The organism is Janthinobacterium sp. ROICE36, assembly GCF_002869965.1.
Taxonomy (GTDB): Bacteria; Pseudomonadota; Gammaproteobacteria; order Burkholderiales; family Burkholderiaceae_D; genus Janthinobacterium.
The window spans coordinates 68,192-88,989 of the sequence record NZ_PEBS01000018.1 but is presented as its reverse complement, the minus strand read 5'-3'; the positions used below and the strand labels follow the sequence as shown (position 1 = coordinate 88,989).

General features: G+C 60.2%; 17 protein-coding genes. 12 read left to right on the top strand and 5 right to left on the bottom strand.

Annotation, left to right across the window (positions count from 1 at the left end; all coding sequences use genetic code 11):
• Positions 1–206: 206 nt before the first annotated feature.
• Entirely contained in the window at positions 207–767 is a 561-nt protein-coding gene (locus CSZ94_RS10115) for an acyloxyacyl hydrolase (protein WP_102121373.1), read from the bottom strand.
• Positions 768–863: 96 nt separating this feature from the next.
• Here CSZ94_RS10115 and CSZ94_RS10110 point away from each other — a divergent pair, with 96 nt between their 5' ends.
• Positions 864–1,766: an NAD(P)-dependent oxidoreductase gene (locus tag CSZ94_RS10110; RefSeq protein ID WP_374703572.1), complete on the top strand. Its 903-nt coding sequence runs from the start codon at positions 864–866 to the stop codon at positions 1,764–1,766.
• A 1-nt stretch (position 1,767) separates the two neighbouring features.
• Here CSZ94_RS10110 and CSZ94_RS10105 read toward each other — a convergent pair whose 3' ends face one another.
• Positions 1,768–2,961 carry a M20 aminoacylase family protein gene (locus CSZ94_RS10105; RefSeq protein ID WP_102121371.1) on the bottom strand — a complete coding sequence of 398 codons (1,194 nt, stop codon included), beginning with the start codon at positions 2,959–2,961 and terminating at the stop codon, positions 1,768–1,770.
• Positions 2,962–3,166: 205 nt separating this feature from the next.
• Here CSZ94_RS10105 and CSZ94_RS10100 point away from each other — a divergent pair, with 205 nt between their 5' ends.
• The 4 genes from CSZ94_RS10100 (at position 3,167) to CSZ94_RS10085 (ending at position 9,990) form a co-directional block, all read left to right on the top strand.
• A complete protein-coding gene (locus tag CSZ94_RS10100) occupies positions 3,167–5,242 on the top strand; it encodes a molybdopterin-containing oxidoreductase family protein (protein ID WP_102121370.1) in 2,076 nt (691 codons plus the stop codon).
• Position 5,243: 1 nt separating this feature from the next.
• Positions 5,244–6,293, top strand: coding sequence for an aminopeptidase (locus CSZ94_RS10095; protein WP_102121369.1), 1,050 nt, complete (start codon positions 5,244–5,246; stop codon positions 6,291–6,293).
• A gap of 276 nt (positions 6,294–6,569) precedes the next feature.
• The gene (locus tag CSZ94_RS10090) at positions 6,570–8,252 is read left to right on the top strand and encodes a long-chain fatty acid--CoA ligase (protein WP_102121368.1); all 1,683 of its coding nucleotides are present in this window, start codon (positions 6,570–6,572) and stop codon (positions 8,250–8,252) included.
• A 55-nt stretch (positions 8,253–8,307) separates the two neighbouring features.
• On the top strand, positions 8,308–9,990 hold the full coding sequence (locus CSZ94_RS10085) for a long-chain-fatty-acid--CoA ligase (RefSeq protein ID WP_102121367.1): 1,683 nt from the start codon (positions 8,308–8,310) through the stop codon (positions 9,988–9,990).
• Here CSZ94_RS10085 and CSZ94_RS10080 read toward each other — a convergent pair.
• Positions 9,987–11,159: an acyltransferase family protein gene (locus CSZ94_RS10080; protein WP_102121366.1), complete on the bottom strand. Its 1,173-nt coding sequence runs from the start codon at positions 11,157–11,159 to the stop codon at positions 9,987–9,989. The genes CSZ94_RS10085 and CSZ94_RS10080 overlap by 4 nt on opposite strands.
• Before the next feature lie 155 nt (positions 11,160–11,314).
• On the opposite strand from CSZ94_RS10080, the gene CSZ94_RS10075 reads away from it, so the two are divergent.
• A complete protein-coding gene (locus CSZ94_RS10075; protein WP_102121365.1) occupies positions 11,315–12,181 on the top strand; it encodes a LytTR family DNA-binding domain-containing protein in 867 nt (288 codons plus the stop codon).
• On the opposite strand, the gene CSZ94_RS10070 is transcribed toward CSZ94_RS10075, so the two are convergent.
• Positions 12,178–13,770, bottom strand: coding sequence for an alkaline phosphatase D family protein (locus CSZ94_RS10070; RefSeq protein ID WP_102121364.1), 1,593 nt, complete (start codon positions 13,768–13,770; stop codon positions 12,178–12,180). The genes CSZ94_RS10075 and CSZ94_RS10070 overlap by 4 nt on opposite strands.
• A gap of 21 nt (positions 13,771–13,791) precedes the next feature.
• The gene (locus CSZ94_RS10065) at positions 13,792–14,157 is read right to left on the bottom strand and encodes an acyl-CoA thioesterase (protein ID WP_010401930.1); all 366 of its coding nucleotides are present in this window, start codon (positions 14,155–14,157) and stop codon (positions 13,792–13,794) included.
• 136 nt (positions 14,158–14,293) lie between these two features.
• Here CSZ94_RS10065 and CSZ94_RS10060 point away from each other — a divergent pair, with 136 nt between their 5' ends.
• The 6 genes from CSZ94_RS10060 to pyrC all read left to right on the top strand — a co-directional run bounded on the left by CSZ94_RS10060 (position 14,294) and on the right by pyrC (position 20,796).
• Complete coding sequence (locus tag CSZ94_RS10060) at positions 14,294–16,147, top strand: ABCB family ABC transporter ATP-binding protein/permease (protein ID WP_102121383.1); 1,854 nt, start codon at positions 14,294–14,296, stop codon at positions 16,145–16,147.
• A 196-nt stretch (positions 16,148–16,343) separates the two neighbouring features.
• Entirely contained in the window at positions 16,344–17,300 is a 957-nt protein-coding gene (locus CSZ94_RS10055) for an amino acid ABC transporter substrate-binding protein (RefSeq protein ID WP_102121363.1), read from the top strand.
• 97 nt (positions 17,301–17,397) lie between these two features.
• Positions 17,398–18,147, top strand: coding sequence for an amino acid ABC transporter permease (locus CSZ94_RS10050; RefSeq protein WP_102121382.1), 750 nt, complete (start codon positions 17,398–17,400; stop codon positions 18,145–18,147).
• A gap of 1 nt (position 18,148) precedes the next feature.
• The gene (locus CSZ94_RS10045; protein WP_102121362.1) at positions 18,149–18,841 is read left to right on the top strand and encodes an amino acid ABC transporter permease; all 693 of its coding nucleotides are present in this window, start codon (positions 18,149–18,151) and stop codon (positions 18,839–18,841) included.
• Positions 18,842–18,860: 19 nt separating this feature from the next.
• On the top strand, positions 18,861–19,586 hold the full coding sequence (locus CSZ94_RS10040; protein WP_102121361.1) for an amino acid ABC transporter ATP-binding protein: 726 nt from the start codon (positions 18,861–18,863) through the stop codon (positions 19,584–19,586).
• A gap of 157 nt (positions 19,587–19,743) precedes the next feature.
• Complete coding sequence (gene pyrC, locus CSZ94_RS10035) at positions 19,744–20,796, top strand: dihydroorotase (protein WP_102121360.1); 1,053 nt, start codon at positions 19,744–19,746, stop codon at positions 20,794–20,796.
• The last annotated feature ends 2 nt before the right edge of the window (positions 20,797–20,798 follow it).

Sequence of the window (20,798 nt, the reverse complement as noted above, 5' to 3'; positions counted from 1 at the left end):
ATCCTCGGGCTTCTGGTAGTTGGCCAGCAAGCTGTCGGCCAGTTTGAGCAGTTCCGGGTCGGGCTTGGCCCGCTTGTTACGCTTTACAACGGTCATTGTTTCTCCTTGGTGGCGGCAGTGTCCTGCCAAATGACCGTTTACACAAAATTATTTACACCCTCAAAAAAAGCAGCGCTGCGCGCTGCCTTTTCATCTGTGCCACTCCATCAGAAATGGTACGCCACTTTCAGGTTCAGGAAGTTAACGCCTGTATTGGGCTTTTTGTAACCACCGTTCGAGAAATGCTGGATCTTGGCAGCGACTTCCCAATTATTGTCGAAGACATAGCCTATACCGACATGGTCGCCGAACTGGAAGTGTGTTGACAGGCGGTAGTCGTCATTGTCATACAGTTTCGACAGCATGTGCACGCCAATGCCGCCTTCGGCATACAAACCTTTCTTGCTGATATTTTCAAAGCGGAACACCGGCGTGAAACCGATATCAACCAGACTTTGTGTTGCGCCAGGAACGTTGCGGTAGCGATCTCCGCGCCATGCGCCAAAGCTGGCATCCCAGTAACCGCTCAATTGCGTGCCATTGGATTTGAACCAGGCTTTATCCCAGTCCGAAGTGGCACCCACACGTATCATTTGTGTGCTGGTGCCATTTGCGTATTCGGCGTAGGCGGAATCAATCAGTTTGCCGTCCGCTGCGAGTACCGATTGCATCGCGGCCAAGGCGGCAACGGCGGCGATGGATTTGAGGAGATTCTTCTTGAAGAACATAGAGGCTTTCATCGTAAAATTGGCCGATAGGCTATTGTTGTACAGGCACCTTGCTTTGCATGCCGCTCTCGCCACTTGTTGATCTCAGGGGTTCAATTGACATTCTCTACAAAAATCGCATTTCTCGGTATCGGTCTGATGGGGGATCCGATGGTCCGGTGCCTGCTACGCGCTGGATATTCTGTCACAATTTGGAATCGCACGCACAGCAAGGCCCAAGTCCTGCGTGCGGCAGGGGCACAGCCGGCTTTTTCCGTGGCTGAGGCGGTCAATGGTGCGGACCTGGTCATCTCGATGCTGGAAGCCGGTCCCATTGTGGCGCAGGTGCTGCAAGAGGCACTGCCGGCCTTGCCAGCGGCTGCGTTATGGATCGATATGAGTTCCACCAAGCAATCAGAGGCCCAACAATTTCATGCCAGCTTGCACGCGGCAGGCCATGCCTTCATCGATGCGCCTGTGTCGGGTGGCGTCGGCGGGGCGCAGGCGGGCACCTTGGCCATCATGGTCGGCGCCAGCACCAGCGATTACGCGCGGGTTGAGGCGATTCTGGCGGCCATGGGCCGTCCGACCCTGGTAGGCCCGTCAGGCAGCGGACAGGTGGCCAAGCTGTGCAATCAGCTGATCGTCGGTGCCACCTTGACCATCGTGGCCGAAGCGCTGTTGCTGGCACAGGCGGCCGGCGCCGATGCAGCCGCCGTACGGGCGGCCATCCGTGGCGGTTTTGCTGAGAGCAAGATTTTGGATGTGCATGGCCAGCGCATGCTGGAACGCAATTTTGTTGCCGGTGGACAGGTGAAAAGCCAGATCAAGGATATGCACAACATCCTTGCAGCGGCCAAGGCAGCACACGTCACCTTGCCGGTGACGCAACTGGTAACGCAGCGCTATGAAAGTCTCGCCGAAACGTACCCGACGGCGGACCATGCGGCGGCCTTGCTGGCCCTGGAAGCATTGAATCCGGGCCAGCGCCTCGGTGATGGCCCGGATAAGCTGAGCTGATTCAAGCGATGGGCAGGCTCGCTTCGGCCAGCTTGACCCAGAAACTGGCGCCGATGGGCAGCAGATGGTCGTTGAAGTCGTAGCTGCCATTGTGCAAGACGCACGGTCCCAGGCCATGGCCGCCGTCGCGGTGCTCGCCATCGCCATTGCCGATGAAGATGTAGCAGCCGGCTTTTTCTTGCAGGAAAAAGGCAAAATCTTCAGCGCCCATGGTCGGTTCGACATTCGCGTTGACCTTGTCGGCGCCCACCACGCTTTTCATCACTTCGACGGCAAACGCTGTTTCCTTCGCGTGGTTGACCAGCGGCGGATAGTTGCGCTTGAAGTGGAAGTCGACTTCCGCGCCAAAGGCGGCGGCCGTATGCACGGCGATCTCGCGCATGCGCTCTTCAATCAGGTCCAGCACGGGTGTGGTGAAGGTGCGCACGGTGCCGACCAGGCTGGCATCATCGGGGATCACATTGGTAGCGCTGCCCGCATGGATTTGCGTGATCGACAGCACGGCCGTGTCGAGCGGGCTCTTGTTGCGCGTGATGACGGTTTGCCAGCTTTGCGCGATTTGTACGGCCACCATCACCGGGTCGATGCCCTTGTGGGGCTGGGCCGCGTGGGCACCCTTGCCCTTGACCGTGACGTGGAATTCATTGCTGGAGGCCATCATTGGCCCTTCCACCACGCTCAGGGTGCCTGTTTCAACGCCTGGCCAGTTGTGCATGCCGTAGATGGCATCCATGGGAAACTTGCTAAACAAGCCGTCTTCGATCATTTCGCGCGCACCGGCGCCGCCTTCTTCGGCCGGCTGGAAGACCAGATACACGGTACCGTCGAAATGGCGGTGCTGCGCCAGGTAATGGGCCGCACCGAGCAGCATCGTCGTGTGGCCGTCGTGACCGCAGGCGTGCATCTTGCCTGGGTGGCGTGAAGCATGCTCGAAGGTATTCATTTCCTGCATCGGCAAGGCATCCATGTCGGCGCGCAAGCCGATGGCACGCGTTGAGGTGCCATTCTGGATGATGCCGACCACGCCGGTGCGACCCAGACCGCGTACCACGGGAATGCCCCATTGTGTCAGTTTGGCGGCGATCACGTCCGAGGTACGCTGTTCTTCATAGCATAGCTCGGGATGCGCGTGCAGGTCGCGGCGGATACCTTGCAGCTCGGACTGAAATGCCAAGATGGGATCAACTAATTTCATCGGAATCTCCTGTGGATGCTGGCGCGCGGCATGTATGGCGCGCCGGATCGTGGCTGTTTGATCAAAAACAGGCGCGGCTAATAATGCATTGTAGCCCTTGTTTGCAGGGTAAATCCAGCGCACGGACCAGCTTGCCATTGCGCCAACAGCAAGCGCGCGGAATGGTTTACAGTATCGCCTTCCCCCAACGTTTTTGGATTGCCCCATGACCACCACCCAAGTGCGCGCCGCCTGCCCGCTCGACTGCCCCGATACCTGCGCCTTGCTGGTCACCGTGACCGATGGCGTGGCAACCAACGTCAAGGGCGATCCCGACCACCCGACCACGGCTGGCGTGCTGTGCACCAAGGTGTCGCGCTTCACGGAGCGCACCTATCATGCGGACAGGCTGCTGCATCCGCTGCGTCGCGTGGGCAAGAAGGGGGAAGGCAAGTTTGAGCGCATCAGCTGGGAAGACGCATTGCAGACCATCGCCGCCCGCTTGAAACCGATCGCCGCGCGCGATCCGCAGGCGATCTTGCCGTACAGCTACTGCGGCACCATGGGCCTGGTACAGGGCGAATCGATGTCGTCGCGTTTCTTCAACCAACTCGGTGCTTCCTTGCTGGACCGCACCATTTGCGCCTCGGCCGGCGCCACCGGCTACCGCTACACGGTAGGCGCCAGCATTGGCACGGATCTGGAGCAATTCCAGAACGCGAAATTGATCATCATCTGGGGCGGCAATCCGATCGCCTCGAATCTGCACTTCTGGATGCGGGCGCAAGAGGCCAAGCGCAACGGCGCGACCTTGATCGCCATCGACCCGTATCGTTCGCTGACGGCCGAAAAATGCCATCAGCACGTCGCCTTGCTGCCGGGCACCGATGCGGCCCTGGCGCTGGGCTTGATGCATGTCTTGATTGTGGAAGATATGCTCGATCATGACTACATCGAACGCTACACTGTAGGCTACGATGCCCTGAAACAGCGTGCGCTGGAATGGCCGCCCGAACGCGTGGCGGAGGTGTGCGGCATCACGGCCACGGAAGTGGTGGAACTGGCGCGCCTGTACGGCCAAGCGTGCCGCTCTGGCGAGGGCGCCGCCATCCGTACCAACTACGGCGTGCAGCGCGTGCATGGCGGGGGCATGGCCGTGCGCAATATCGCCTGCCTGCCGGCCCTGACGGGCGCCTGGCGCCATCCAGCGGGCGGCATGCAGCTGTCGAGCTCAGGCTCTTTTCCCGTCAACCGCAAGGCCCTGCAGCGCCCTGATCTGCTCAAAGGCACGCCGCGCACCATCAACATGAGCACTATCGGCGACGATTTATTAAAAGCAAGCTCGGCCGAGTTCGGCCCGCAAGTCGAGGCCGTGATCGTCTACAACTCGAATCCCCTGGCCGTGGCACCCGATTCCTCGAAAGTGGCGCAGGGCTTTGGCCGCGAAGATTTGTTTACGGTCGTGCTCGAGCACTTCCAGACCGATACCGTCGATTACGCCGATATCGTGTTGCCCGCCACCACGCAGCTCGAGCATGTCGATGCGCATTCCACCTACGGTCACCTGTACATGATGGCGAACAATGCGGCCGTGGCACCGCTGGGCGAAGCGAAGGCAAATACGGAAATCTTCCGCCTGTTGGCGCAGTACATGGGCTTTGATGACCCGTGCTTTCAAGAAAGCGATGATGCGCTGGCGGCCAAGGCATTTGATGCCACGGATGCGCGCGCTGTGCATTTCGACTGGGAATCGCTGAAACGCAGGGGCTGGCAAAAGCTGGCCATGCCCGAGGCACCGTTCGCCGCCGGCGGTTTTCCCACACCGTCAGGAAAATGCGAGTTTTATTCCAGCGCCATGGCGCAGGCGGGACTCGATCCCTTGCCGACGTATATTGCACCGCACGAATCGCTGGCCAGCAATCCCGCGCTGGCAGCGCGCTATCCGCTGGCCATGATTTCTCCACCGGCGCGCAATTTCCTCAATTCCACGTTCGTCAACGTGAAAAGCCTGCGCGCGGCCGAAGGCGAGCCGCACCTCGATATTCATCCCGACGATGGCGCCGCGCGCGGCATCGTGGCCGGCGACATGGTGCGCATCTTCAACGACCGCGGCTCGTTTGTGGCCAAGGCCAGGTTGACGGACAAGGCGCGGCGTGGGCTGGTGGTAGGCTTGTCCGTATGGTGGAAGAAGCTGGCCAGCGATGGCAAGAACGCCAATGAAGTGACCAGCCAGCGCCTGACGGACATGGGCCGCGCCCCCACCTTCTACGACACGCTGGTCGAAGTGGAAAAGGTTGCCTGACATGCCGCGCTGGCCCGCCTGCTTGCTTGTCGGCACGGTGTGCTTGCTGCTGGGCGGCTGCACGCAGCTGCGCTACTACACGCAGGCGGCGCAGGGACAATATGCCTTGTGGTCCGGCGCGCGCCCCATCGGTGACTGGCTCGACGACCCGGCCACCGAGCCGCGCCTGAAAGTGCGCCTGACCAAGGCGCAGCAAATTCGCCGCTTTGCCGTCAGCGAGCTGGACTTGCCCGACAATGGCAGCTACAAGAATTATGCCGCCCTGCGGCGCCCGTTTGTGCTGTGGAACGTGGTGGCCACGCCGGAATTGTCGCTGCAGCCGCTGCAATGGTGTTTTCCCATCGCCGGCTGCGTCAGCTATCGCGGCTATTACAGCAAGGAAGAGGCGCTCGCGTATGCCGAGGAGTTGCGCGCCCAGCATTACGACGTGCAGGTGGGCGGCGTGCCCGCGTATTCCACTCTGGGCTGGTTCGACGATCCCCTGCTGTCGACCTTTATCAATTACAACGATGCGGAACTGGCGCGCCTGATCTTCCATGAACTGGCGCACCAGGTGGTGTATGTGCCCGGCGATTCGGCTTTCAACGAGTCGTTTGCCGTTGCCGTGGAAGAGGCGGGCGTGCGGCGCTGGCTGGCACGCGAGGGCAATGACGCCATGCGCGGGGCCTACGCCCAATATACGGCGCGGCGCCAGGATTTTCTGGCCTTGCTGCTGAAATTTCGTGAGGAGCTGGAGGCCGTGTATGCCAGTGACGCCAGCGATGCGGACAAGCGCGCGCGCAAGGCGCAGGTGTTTGCGGCACTGCAAGACGCGTATCAGGTGCTGAAGCAACACTGGGGTGGTTTTGCCGCTTATGACCGCTGGTTCGAGCAGCCATTGAGCAATGCGCACCTGGCTTCCGTGTCTACCTACAATGAATTTTTGCCTGCCTTCAAAAAATTGCTGGAAGAAAAAAAGAACTTTCGTGCTTTTTATGCTGCAGTGCACACAATGTCTCAGATCAAGAAGCCTGAGCGCAGGCGTGCGCTGGAACAATTGTCCAGCCCCTGACCCGTAAAAATTGTCCCGCACGTCAGGGCAAACGATCCTGCAACAGTGTATTTGTCATGCTGCACTGCAGCACAAAAAGCCCCTAGAGTTGCCGCTCGAATACTGTTGAAAGCGCTTGCATGGAAGCGCGGCGCCCGATAGCATCGCGTTAGTAGCATAGAGCAATTGCTCGTCAGAATGCTCAAACTGACTGCAGGACGACAGAATCCGCAGCAATGATCCGCGCCGGCAGGCTGCGCCGGCTCCCCCACGATTATTCGAGACAAGAGGCACAGGATGGAAAAAATTTGGCTGAAGTCGTATCCTCCCGGCGTTCCTGCCGACATCGATCCTGATCAATATCGTTCGCTGGTGCATTTGCTGGAAGAAGCGTTTCAAAAATATGCAGACCGCAATGCCTATGTCTGCATGGACAAATTTCTCACCTATGCCGAACTTGACACCTATTCGCGCCAGCTGGGTGCCTGGCTGCAAAGCCGTGGCATGAAAAAAGGGGCCAGAGTCGCCTTGATGATGCCGAATGTGCTGCAGTATCCGGTGGCGATTGCTGCCGTCTTGCGCGCCGGCTACACGGTGGTCAACGTCAATCCGCTGTACACGCCGCGCGAACTCGAGCACCAGCTCAATGATTCGGGCAGCGAAGCGATCATCGTGCTGGAAAACTTTGCCCATACGGTCGAGCAAGTGTTGAGCAAGACGGCCGTCAAGCACATCATCGTCGCCAGCATGGGTGAAATGCTGGGTGGCTTGAAAGGCATGATCGTCAATTTTGTCGTGCGCAACGTCAAGAAGATGGTGCCCGCGTATTCCCTGCCGAACGCCATGCGTTTCAAGCAGGCGATGGCGCTGGGCAGCCGCATGAAACTCACGCCCGTCGAGCTGAGCATCCACGACGCCGCCTTCCTGCAATATACGGGTGGCACCACGGGCGTGTCGAAAGGCGCGACCTTGAGCCACCGCAACGTGATCGCCAATGTGCTGCAAAGCGAAGCGTGGTCGGGCGCGGCACTCGATCAGAACAGCCGCGAGCAGCTCATCATCGTCTGCGCCTTGCCGCTGTACCATATCTTTGCCCTGACGGCGTGCGCGATGTGGGGCACGCGCGTGGGCGCCCTGAATATCCTGATCCCGAATCCGCGCGATATTCCGGGCCTGATCAAGGAACTGGGCAAGTACAAATTCAACCTGTTGCCAGCGGTCAATACGCTGTATAACGCGCTGGTGAATCACCCCGACTTTGCCAAGCTCGACTTCTCGGGCTTGAAGATCGCCAATGGCGGCGGCATGGCGGTGCAGCAAGCCGTCAATGACAAATGGCTGCAAGCGACGGGCGTGTCCATCATCGAGGGTTATGGCCTGTCGGAAACGTCGCCTGTCGCCACGTGTAACCGCGCCGACAGCACGGCGTTTTCCGGCACCATCGGCTTGCCGATTCCATCGACCGAGATCGCGATTCTCGACGATGACGGCAAGGAAGTGCCGCTGGGCCAGACGGGCGAGATCGCCATCCGCGGCCCGCAAGTGATGACGGGCTACTGGAACCGTCCCGACGAGACCGCCAAGGTCATGACCCCCGACGGCTACTTTAAATCGGGCGACGTGGGCATCATGGATGAACGCGGTTACGTGAAGATCGTCGACCGCAAGAAAGACATGATTCTCGTCTCCGGCTTCAATGTATATCCGAACGAAGTCGAAGCCGTCATCGCGGCCCATCCGGGCGTGCTTGAGTGCGCTTGCGTGGGCGTGCCCGATGAACATTCGGGCGAGGCCGTAAAAGTGTTTGTGGTACGCAAGGATCCGAACCTGACCCAGGCAGTGCTGGCCGCGTATTGCAAGGAACAATTCACCGGTTACAAGCGGCCGAAATACATCGAGTTCCGCGATGAACTGCCGAAAACCAACGTCGGCAAGATTTTGCGTCGCGCCCTGCGTGACGAAACGAAGATAGCAGCATAAACAGTGTGGGATGCGCCTGGAGGCGCATCCCTTTTACCGATAAAGATGAGGCGAGATGGACAAGATTTGGTTGAAGTCGTACCCGGACAGCGTTCCCGCAGAGATTGATTGCACGCAATACCGTTCCGTGACGCATTTGCTGGAAGAGTCGTTCCAGAAATATGCGGACCGCAACGCTTTCGTGTGCATGGATAAATTCATTACTTACCGCGAGCTCGACCAGCTGTCGCAGCAGATGGGGGCCTGGTTGCAAAGCAAGGGTTTGCAGCCAGGTGCGCGTGTGGCGATCATGCTGCCGAACGTGCTGCAATATCCGGTGGCCATGGCGGCGATTTTGCGCGCCGGCTATACCGTGGTGAATGTCAACCCGCTGTACACACCGCGTGAATTGCAGCACCAGCTGATCGATTCGGGCAGTGTAGCGATCATCGTGCTGGAAAACTTCGCCACCACGGTGGAGCAGGTGTTGCCGCATACCCAGGTCAAGCATGTGATCGTCGCCACCATGGGCGATTTGCTGGGCGGCTTGAAGGGCGCCATCGTCAATTTCGTCGTGCGCAAGATCAAGAAAATGGTGCCTGCGTTTTCCTTGCCTGGCGCCATCAGTTTCAACAAGATGCTGGCCGAAGGCGCGCACCTGACGCTCAAGCCCGTGCAGCAGGGGCATGACGATATCGTCTTCCTGCAATACACGGGTGGCACGACGGGCGTGTCGAAAGGCGCGATGTTGTTGCACCGTAACGTGATCGCCAACGTGCTGCAAAACGAAGCGTGGATGACGCCCGTGATGACGCCTGAGATGCGCGCCACCTCGATGGGATTCATGTGCGCCTTGCCCCTGTATCACATCTATTCGCTGACGGTCAGCGCCCTGATGGGCATGCGCCTGGGTGGCTTGAACGTGCTGATACCCAACCCGCGCGACATTCCCGGTTTCGTCAAGGAATTGAGCAAGCACAAGATCGTCGTTTTCCCGGCCGTCAACACCTTGTACAACGCGCTGCTGAACAATGCCGAATTTGCCAAGCTCGATTTCTCCAGCTACAAGGTGTGCAATGGCGGCGGCATGGCCTTGCAGCGCAATGTGGCCGAACGCTGGCTGAAACTGACGGGCTGTCCGCTGATCGAAGGCTATGGCATGTCGGAAACATCACCGGTGGTGACGGGAAACCGTGTCGATATCACGGAATTCACGGGCACCATCGGCTTGCCTTTCCCGTCGACGGAAGTGGCCATTTTGAACGACGACGGCGCGGAAGTGCCGCTGGGCGAGCCGGGCGAGATTGCCGTGCGCGGCCCGCAAGTGATGGCCGGCTACTGGCAGCGTCCGGACGAAACGGCCAAGTCGATGACGGCGGACGGTTACTTCAAGACGGGCGACGTGGGTGTCATGGACGAGCGCGGCTATGTGAAGATCGTGGACCGCAAGAAAGACATGATCATCGTTTCCGGCTTCAACGTGTATCCGAACGAGGTGGAAGAGGTGGTCTCTGCGTGCCCGGGCGTGCTCGAATGCGCGTGCATCGGCGTGCCCGATGCCAACGCGGGCGAAGCCGTGAAAGTGTTTGTCGTGCGCAAGGATCCGACCCTGACGGTGGAGCAGATCCGCGAGCATTGCAAGCATGAATTGACGGCCTACAAGAAGCCGAAATACATCGAGTTCCGCGATGAATTGCCGAAAACCAATGTCGGCAAGATCTTGCGCCGTCAATTGCGCGACGAAAAGAAGGTTGCCTAGTTTGCAGCCAGGGCCGTGTCCGCCACCACGGTTTGCCGTGGCCGGGCGGGCAGGCCGAAGCAGGGGCGCAGCCAGTTGACCTTGCTGATCAGCAGCGACGTTCCCAGCCAGCAGGTTGCCAGCGTGCCGGCCAGTATCAGCAGCGGTTCGAGCACGGGGCCCAGCTTCAGGGGCACCAGCCAGTAGGCCAGCAGCACGATCGCGCTTTGGTGCAATATGTACCAGGGAAAGACGGCCTGGCGGGCCCATGGCAGCCAGGCAAAGGGGCGGTTCAATAGCGTATGCGACCAGCCCAGGATGGCGCAGATGGCCAGCCACATGTACAGGTTGCGCATGGGCCAGGAGCCGAACGAGGCCCAGGTCAGCAGATGTTCCGAGTGAATCTTGTCAAAATATTGATATACGGCAAACGCGCCCAGGGATAGCCACAGCGTATGCCAGCGCAAGCGCGCCAGTTCCGCCCATAACGCCCTGTCACTACCCAAGCACCAGCCATACACGAACATCGTGAAATAGATGGCATGCGCATACCAGTCGCGCACCACCGCATGGGTTTCCGGATAACGCATCTTCAGCAGCGCCATGGCCGCCAGGGTCGGCAGCGCAGGCAGGAGCAGCAAACGCCTGCCGCGCAGGCGCTGGAAGCATGGTTTCAGCACTTCCAGCAGCGGCTGCAGCGCCACCAGTGCCATGGTGTACAGCAGCAGGTACACCAGGTACCACAAATGATTCCACGTAAACCCATATTGCCAGCCCGCAAATGCGCCGGCGGGCCAGGCATGGCCGCCAAAGTAATGCACGAGGAAGCGAGCATAGCCCGGTTGCACCAACCCTTTGCTGACACCTTCGCAATATGGCTGGAGGGGGATGATGACGGCCATGCCAAACAGCAGCGGCAGCAGCAGGCGCCTGATCCGGCGCCACAGGAAGGCGCCGCGCGAGGTGTGCGTCATCATGGCGCAGGAAACGCCGGAGATGATGAAAACGATTTCCATGCGCCAGCGGTTGATGAAGACCAGCGGCATGTTCAGGGCATTGGTAGCATAGCTGCTGCGCATATGAAAGTCCGTTCCTTCCACGTACATCAGGGCCGTGTGAAAGAAGATCAGCAGGCTGAAGACGAGAAAGCGCAGGGCATCAATATCGTGACGGCGGGAATCGTTGTGCATGATCGGAGGCGAGTGGTGAAGGAAGTTCCAGCATAGGCATGGCCTGGGCCAGGGGCCACTGGCAAGTGACCAGCGGACAGCTGGCTGGGACAAAAAGCGGATCTGGGACGGCTCAGGGACGTTACAATCGTGCAACTAATTCATCCACTGAGACCATGGCCGTTTCCTCTACCGACCTGTTGCAACGTTATCAACGCTGGCGCCGCGTGGCCGAACCCGGATTCTGGATCGTGCTGACCTTGATGCAGGCCAGCGTGAACAGCTGGCTGGCGTGGATCGACCTGCAGCGCACCGGAGTCGATACGGCATTCTGGGAAGTGGCCGTGTGGGAATGGAGCAGCAATCTTGTGCTGCTGGCGCTGGTGCCCGTGCTTATCCTGGCGGAGCAGTACCGGCCGCTGCACCTGGTGTTCCAGCGTCAGAACTTGCGCTGGCACCTGGCCGCTTCGGTCGTCTACAGCCTGGTACATGTAGCGGCGATGGTGGCCTTGCGCAAGCTGGCGTACTGGACCCAGGGCAGCCACTATGATTTCGGCGCCTGGTGGCGCGAGCTGCCATATGAATACCTGAAAGATGTGCGTGCTTACTTCCTGGTCTTGCTGGCGGTGGGATTTTACCGCTTGCTGCTGATGCGCTGGCAAGGCGAGGCGACATTGCTGGGTGAACCCGACGAAGGCCCGGCCGTGGAACCGGTGCAGCAACCGGAACGCTTTCTGGTGCGCAAGCTGGGCAAGGATTTTCTGTTGCCTGCTGCCGATATCGAGTGGATACAGGCCTGGGGAAATTATGTGAACCTGCATGTGCGCGCACACGATTATCCGCTACGCTCGACGATGGCCGCCATCGAGCGCCGCCTCGACGGCAAGCGCTTTGTGCGCGTGCACCGCAGCTATATCGTCAATCTTGATTTCGTGCAAGCCATCGTGCCGCTGGAATCGGGCGATGCGCGGGCCGTGCTCGCCACGGGGGGCGAAGTGCCCGTCAGCCGGCGCTACCGCGACGCCTTGAAAAGCATTTGCTAGACGGGTTGCAGGCCGGCTTTGCCATCCTGGACGATAAAACTGGCCAGTGTCGCGATGCCGGATGCGCTGTCGCGCACATTCTCCAAACCCTGGAACAGGGTCGTGGTTTTCTCAGGCGTGATTTCCATCAACATATAGCCGCGCTTGTCGCTGCGTCCGTAGCGGATGTGCGGGTTCATCGCCACGTACTGCTCCGTGCGCGCCTGCGGGCGTGAACTCGAGGTGATTGAGGTACCGCAAAACTCGGTGGCCAGCACGGGATTATCCTTGCCGGTGGGGCGCATGGCGTTGCGGCTCAGTTCCGTGGCATAAAAGGTGTGCACGTCGCCTGACAGTACTAGCGGGTTGCGCGCGCCGCTGCTGCGTAAGGCGTCGAGCAGGTGCTGGCGCGCCATCGGATAGCCATCCCAGCCATCGGTCCAGATGCGCTCTTCGCCGGGCCGCAGGATGGGCACTTGGCTAGCTTGCGCCATCAATGTTTGCTGGGCCAGGATATTCCAGCGCGCGGGCGAGTTGTCGAGGCCGGCCTGCAGCCAGCGTTGCTGCTCCTCGCCCAGCATGCTGCGCTGTGGTTTCAGCAAGTCGGGGCAGTTGCGCGTGGTGATGGAATTGGCGCCGCCGCGGCCGGGTCTGGCGCACGCGTGATAGGCGCGGTATTGCCGGTCGTCCAGCACGTGGAAGCGCGCCAGCCGGCCCCAGTCGTAGCGCTGATAGATGCGCATGTCGACAAAGCCCCGTCGCCCCAGTGGCAGCAGGCGTAGCGGCATGTGCTCATAAAACGCCTGGTAGGCGGCCGCGCGGCGCTGCAAAAAGGTGGGTGTGAGCAATTCGTCGCGGTCATTGCCATAATCGTTGGCCACTTCATGGTCATCCCAGGTGACGATCCATGACGCGGCCAGGTGCGCGCCCTGCAAGTCCTGGTCGCTCTTGTATTGCGCATAGCGGGCGCGGTACTCGTCCAGGCTGAAACTTTCGTGCGTGCGTACGGCGCGACCCGGATGCTGCAGCCGGTACGGCCCCCATTCATAGATGTAGTCGCCCAAGAAGGCCACCAGGTCGGGCGCGGCCGCGGCAATGTGCCGGTGCGCCGCATACGCGCCGAATTCCCAGTGCTGGCATGAAGCCACGGCCAGTTTCAGCGACGCAGGCAGGGCATCGGCGGCGGGCGCCGTGCGCGTGCGGCCCACGGGGCTGACGGCGTCGCCCAGCATAAAGCGATACCAGTACCAGCGGCCGGGCGCCAGACCCGCCACGTCCACATGCACGCTGTGCGCAAGGGCGGGCGTGGCCGTGACTTGCCCAATGGCGACGACGCGTCTAAAACCTTCATCGTCGGCCACTTCCCAGCGCACGTTCAGGGCGATGGCGGGCGTGGCGGTCGCCTGCAGCGGGTCGTAGCAGATGCGCGTCCACAGCACGACGGCGTCGGGCAAGGGCGAACCGGACGCCACACCGAGCGCAAACGGATAGCCCGTGCCATTGATGCGCGTGGCGGCACTCGCGCTGGAACCGGACAGCACGCTGCCAGCGGCGGCCAGTGTCGTGATGCGCGCAGCACTGAGCAGGAAGATGCGGCGCTGGCTATCCATCGTGTGGAATTATTGCGACAATCAAGACGACAATAAGGTCTCGATGGGCGGCACCTTGCGCGGCTTGCGGTCGGAATCGGTCGCCACATAGATCAGGGTGGCTTCCGTGACTTTCACGATGCACGCCTGCAGGCGGTTACGCTCCGCATACACCTCCACATTGACGGTGATCGAGGTATTGCCAACCTTGACGATTTCGGCGTAGAAGGACAGTAGATCGCCGACGAACACGGGATTTTTGAAGACGAAGGAATTGACGGCGATGGTGGCAACGCGGCCGTTGGCGCGCCGCGTGGCCGGCAGCGAGCCGGCGATATCGACTTGCGCCATGATCCAGCCGCCGAAGACGTCGCCGTACACATTGGCGTCGGACGGCGCGGGCATCATGCGCAATTCCGGCATTTTTCCGGCGGGCAGGCCGGAGGCGAGGCAGTTGTCGGGGCGATCGGGGGAGGTGCTCATCTTTTATTCTCATGAAAGGCTACAATTGCCCCGATTGAACCATAAAAAGCCGACCTTCGCCATGCGCCGTTCCCAGACTCCCCCTCCGCCCCGCTCGCCAGCCGCCGCCAGCCACAGCGATTTCGCCACCATCAAGACCTTGCTGCCGTATTTGTGGGTCTACAAATGGCGGGTCCTGCTGGCGCTGCTATGCCTGGTGGGTGCCAAGCTGGCCAACGTGGGCGTGCCCCTGATCCTGAAAAAACTCGTCGACGCCATGACGATCACGGCGGCGCACCCGCAAGCATTGCTGGTGCTGCCGGTCAGCTTGCTGGTGGCCTACGGCTTGCTGCGCCTGTCGACTACCTTGTTTACGGAGCTGCGCGAATTCCTGTTCGCCAGGGTCACGCAGCGGGCCGTGCGCACCATCGCCCTGCAAGTGTTCCGTCACCTGCATGCCTTGTCCCTGCGCTTTCACCTGAACCGCCAGACGGGCGGCATGACGCGCGATATCGAACGGGGCACGCGCAGCGTCGGCTCGCTCATTTCCTATACCTTGTTCAACATCCTGCCGACCCTGGTGGAAATCACCCTGGTGCTCGGCTATCTGGTCCTGCATTACGACATCTGGTTTACCGTGATCACGGCGGTGGCGCTGGTGTCGTACATCGCGTTTACCGTGCTGGTGACGAACTGGCGTACGCATTTCCGCCGCACCATGAACGACCTCGATTCGAAGGCGAATACCAAGGCCATCGATTCGCTGATCAACTATGAAACCGTGAAATATTTCGGCAACGAGGATTACGAGGCGAAGCGCTACGACGAGGGATTGCAGCGCTATGAATCGGCCGCCGTCAAATCGCAAACTTCCTTGTCCCTGCTCAATACGGGCCAGTCGCTGATCATCGCCACGGCCGTCACCTTGATCCTGTGGCGCGCCACGGTGGGCGTGATCAACGGCAGCATGACCCTGGGCGACCTGGTGCTGGTGAACGCCTTCATGATTCAGTTGTACATCCCTCTCAATTTCCTCGGCGTCATTTATCGCGAAATCAAGCAAAGCCTGGCCGACATGGAGCGCCTGTTTTCCTTGCTGAACGAAAACCGCGAAATCGCCGATACACCGGACGCCAAACCGCTCGTCACGCGGGGTGCGGCCGTGCGTTTCTCGCATGTGGATTTCAGCTATGAAGCCAAGCGGCAAATCCTGTTCGACGTGGATTTCCAGATACCGGCCGGCACCACGACGGCCGTGGTGGGCCACAGCGGCTCGGGCAAGTCGACCCTGTCGCGTTTGCTGTTCCGCTTCTATGAAGTCGATGGCGGCGGCATCACCATCGATGGCCAGGACTTGCGCAGCATGACGCAGGACTCCCTGCGCGCGGCCATCGGCATCGTGCCGCAGGACACGGTGCTGTTCAACGACAGCATCGAATACAACATCGCTTACGGTAAACCGGGCGCCAGCAAGGACGCCATTGTGGCGGCGGCAAAAGCGGCGTCGATCCATGATTTTATTGAAAGCTTGCCAGATGGCTACAATTCCATGGTGGGCGAGCGGGGCTTGAAGCTGTCGGGCGGCGAAAAGCAGCGCGTGGCCATTGCCCGTACCTTGCTGAAAGACCCGGCCATCCTGATCTTCGACGAAGCCACGTCGGCGCTCGATTCCAAGGCCGAGCAGGCGATTCAGGCGCAATTGAAGGAGATCGCCAAAAACCGCACCACGCTGGTGATCGCGCACCGACTTTCAACGGTGGCCGATGCCCAGCAAATCCTGGTGCTCGACCATGGCCGCATTGTCGAGCGGGGCACGCATCCGCAATTGCTGGCCGCCGATGGCTTGTACGCGCAAATGTGGCAACGCCAGCAGGCGAATAGGGACGATGAGGCGGAAGATGACGACGCACTGGCGGACTTGGCGCCGGCAAAATAAATCGGGAACGGGAAATCAGTAGGAAAAATGCTACAGGCGCGCGGATTCAGGCGCGCGTGTAGCGCCTATTTGCGGACAATCGCAGAAAACGGCTGGTCCGGCGCTGAAAATGAAATAAAATTAATTCCATTGGTGGCATTTGCACCACAGTTGTTTCGTCCGGCTTTGTATCCGGTTTGTCCGTCCAGGAGAATTTATGAAATTGACCAAAATCATCGCCACGCTGCTCAGCGTCGGTGTCATCAGCAGCATGTCGCCAGTCCAGGCTCAGGAATTGACCGGCACCTTGGCCAAGATCAAGAAAGCCGGTTCCGTCACCCTCGGTGTGCGCGACGGCTCCGTGCCCTTCTCCTATCTCGATGACAAGCAGCAATACCAAGGCTATTCGATCGACCTGTGCATGAAAGTCGTCACGGCCCTGCAAAAGCACCTGGGCATGAGCGAATTGAAAGTGGTGATGAGCCCCGTCACCTCGGCCAACCGCATTCCGCTGATGGCCAACGGCACCATCGACCTCGAATGCGGCTCGACCACGAACAACCTGGAGCGTCAGCAGCAGGTGGCATTCGCGCCCACCATGTTTGTCATCGGCAACCGCATCCTGGCGAAGAAATCCTCGAACATCAAGACCCTGGAAGACTTGCGCGGCAAGACCCTGGTCGCCACGGCCGGCACGTCGACCGTCAAGCAGATGACCATCCTGAACAAGGAAAAAAACCTCGGCATGAATATCGCCATCGCCAAGGATCATCCTGAATCGTTCCTGATGCTGGAAACGGGGCGCGCCGTGGCTGAAGCCAACGACGACATCCTGCTGGCATCGCAAGTGGCCAACTCGAAAAACCCGAACGACTTCGAAATCACCAAGGAAGCGCTGTCGGTCGAGCCGTATGGCATCATGCTGCGCAAGAACGATCCGGCCTTCAAGAAAGTGGTCGACGACGCGCTGATCCGCCTGTACAAGAGTGAAGACATCAACCGCATTTATGCCAAGTGGTTCACGTCGGCGATCCCGCCGAAAAACATCAACCTGAAATTCCCCATGCCGCCGCAATTGAAGGCCGTGTTCATGAATCCGACCGACTCGGGTGACCCGGCTGCGTATGCGGCCGTGCCCGAAGCGCAGAAGACATCGGATAAACGGAAAAAGTAACAAGAGTGCGTAACAAATCGGGGGGCGCAAGCCTCCCGGTTTTATTTGCGGGGCAGGCGGCTGGCCGCTTTCCTTGAGCTGCATGGGAAGGATGATCATGAATTACAACTGGAATTGGCGCATCTTCTGGGAGATGTCCCCCGATGGCGTGGGTACGTATATGGATACCCTGTGGTCCGGCCTGGTGTGGACCCTGGCCACGGCCGGTGCGGCCTGGATCATGGCCCTGATCCTGGGCCTGGTGATAGGCACCGTCCGCACCCTGCCGAACAAATGGTTGGTGGGCGTGGCCAATGCCTACGTCGAACTGTTCCGCAATGTGCCGCTGCTGGTGCAGATGTTCCTCTGGTATTTTGTCATGCCGGAGTTGCTGCCGCCGGACCTGGGCGCCTGGGTCAAGTCGCTGCCGAACGCGCCATTCGTCACGGCCGTTTTATGCCTGGGATTCTTTACCTCTTCGCGCGTGGCCGTGCAGGTGACGACGGGCATCGAGGCGCTGCCGCGCGGGCAGCAACTGGCCGGCACCGCGCTGGGGCTGACCCTGCCGCAAACCTACCGTTTCATCTTGCTGCCGATGGCCGCGCGCGTCATCATGCCGCCGCTCACCAGCGAATTTTTGAACATCATCAAGAACAGCTCCGTGGCATTGACCATCGGCCTGATCGAACTGACGGCCAGCGCGCGCGCCATCCAGGAGTTTTCCTTCCAGGTGTTCGAGGCATTTTCGGCCGCCACCATCATTTACGTCGTCGTCAATCTGCTGGTGGTAGTGCTGATGCACCTGATCGAGAAAAAGGTCGCCATCCCGGGCTTCATCGTCGCCGGCGCCAAGACGGGAGGACACTGACATGTTAGGTAACTTCGATTTCGATGTCATCTCCCGCTCGTGGGTTTACCTGTTCCAGACCGGCATGGTCTTCACCCTGAAACTGACGGCGCTGGCCATGGTGGGCGGCATCGTGCTGGGCACACTGCTGGCGCTGATGCGCCTGTCCAGCAACCGCCTTATCTCGGGCGCGGCATCGAGCTACGTCAACCTGATACGCTCGATCCCGCTGGTGCTGGTGATCTTCTGGTTCTACTTCCTGGTGCCGTACATCGCTGCCTGGGTCATCGGCGCGAACGAACCCGTGAAAGTGGGCGCATTTTCTTCCGCGCTGATCACCTTCATCATGTTCGAGGCGGCATACTATTGCGAGATCATGCGTAGCGGCATACAGTCGATTCCTCGCGGCCAGGTGTGGGCCGGCCAGGCGCTGGGCATGAATTACCGGCAGACCATGGGCAGCATCGTGCTGCCGCAGGCCTTTCGCAACATGATTCCCGTGCTGCTGACGCAGACCATCGTGCTGTTCCAGGATGTGTCGCTCGTGTACGTGCTGTCGATCCCCGATTTCGTCGGCGCCGCCTCGAAAATCGCGCAGCGCGACGGCCGCCTGGTGGAAATGTATGTGTTTGTCGCCGTCGTGTATTTCGTGCTGTGCTATGCCTTGTCGTTCCTGGTAAAACGCCTGCAGAAACGCGTCGCCATCATTCGCTAACTGAAAAAGAAAGAACAAGATGATCGAACTCAACAACGTCAGCAAATGGTATGGGCAGTTCCAGGTACTGACCGACTGCACCACCAAGGTCGCCAAGGGCGACGTGATGGTCATTTGCGGCCCGTCCGGCTCCGGCAAGTCAACCCTGATCAAGACCGTCAACGGCCTCGAACCGATACAGCAGGGACAGATCATCGTCGACGGCATTACCGTCAACGACCCGAAGACGAACTTGTCGAAACTGCGTGCGCGCATCGGCATGGTGTTCCAGAATTTCGAGCTGTTTCCGCACCTGTCTATCCGCGAAAACCTGACCATCGGCCAGATCAAGGTGCTCGGTCGTAGCGCCGACGAAGCCAATGCCAAGGGCTTGAAATACCTGGACCGCGTGGGCCTGCTGTCGCAGCAGGATAAATTCCCCGGCCAGCTGTCGGGCGGCCAGCAGCAGCGCGTGGCGATCGCCCGGGCGCTGTCGATGGACCCGATCGCCATGCTGTTCGACGAGCCCACTTCGGCGCTCGATCCGGAAATGATCAACGAGGTGCTCGACGTGATGGTGGGCCTGGCGCAGGAAGGCATGACGATGATGGTCGTCACGCACGAGATGGGCTTTGCCAAGCGCGTGGCCAACCGCATCGTCTTCATGGACCAGGGCAAGATCATCGAGGATTGCAGCAAGGATGACTTCTTCAATACGACACGCTCGGACCGCGCGCGCGATTTCTTGGCGAAAATCATTCATTGATCCCTGGTTTTCCCGATAAAAATGGCCGGTCTCCACCGGCCGTTTTTGCGTTGACAGCACGCTTGCCCCACATTTGCATCAGGAAGCCTGGCCGCTAAGGCAGCCTTGCGGCTGGTAAAATGGCAGCATCCTCAATGACTGCCTGAGAGCTGCCGCCATGTCCACACTCGATCACGCCCCGACTTCCATCACCATCACCCGTCCTGACGACTGGCATTTGCACCTGCGCGACGGCGCCGTCATGGCCAGCGTGCTGCCGCACAGCGCGCGCCAGTTCGGCCGCGCCATCGTCATGCCGAACCTGAAGCCGCCCGTCACCACCACGGCGGACGCCGCCGCCTACCGCGAGCGCATCCTGGCCGCCGTGCCCGAAGGCGTGAACTTCGATCCGCTGATGGTGCTGTACCTGACGAACAACACCTCGCCCGACGAAATCCGCCGCGCGCAGGACAGCGGCATCGTGCAGGCCGTCAAATTGTATCCGGCCGGCGCCACCACCAATTCCGACCTGGGCGTGACGGATTTGAAGAATTGCTACCAGGTGCTCGAAGTGATGCAGGAAGTGGGCATGCCCTTCCTCGTGCACGGCGAAGTGACGGACCCGGAGATCGACATTTTCGACCGCGAAGCCGTCTTCATCGAGCGCGTGATGCGCCCGCTGCGCAGCGCCTTCCCGGCCCTGTCCGTGGTGTTCGAACATATCACCACCAAGGACGCGGCGCAGTACGTGGCTGAAGCGGAAGGCCCGATCGCCGCCACCATCACGGCGCATCATTTGCTGTACAACCGCAACGAGATTTTCAAGGGTGGCATCCGCCCGCATTACTACTGCCTGCCCATCCTCAAGCGCGAAGAGCACCGTTTGGCGCTGATGACGGCCGCCGCCAGCGGCGACGAGCGCTTCTTCCTCGGGACCGACTCGGCGCCGCACGCGCAAGGCGCCAAGGAAATGGCCTGCGGCTGCGCCGGCTGCTACACGGCCCTGCACGCGATGGAAATGTATGCCGAAGCGTTCGAACGGGCCGGCGCGCTCGATAAACTGGAAGCGTTTGCCAGCTTCCACGGCCCGGCCTTTTACGGCCTGCCACGCAACACGGACAGCATCACCTTGAAGCGCGAAAGCTGGACTTTGCCAGCCTCGCTGCCGTTGGGCGACAGCCATGTCATTCCGCTCAACGCGGGCGAGCAGATCAACTGGAAAATGGTCTAAGC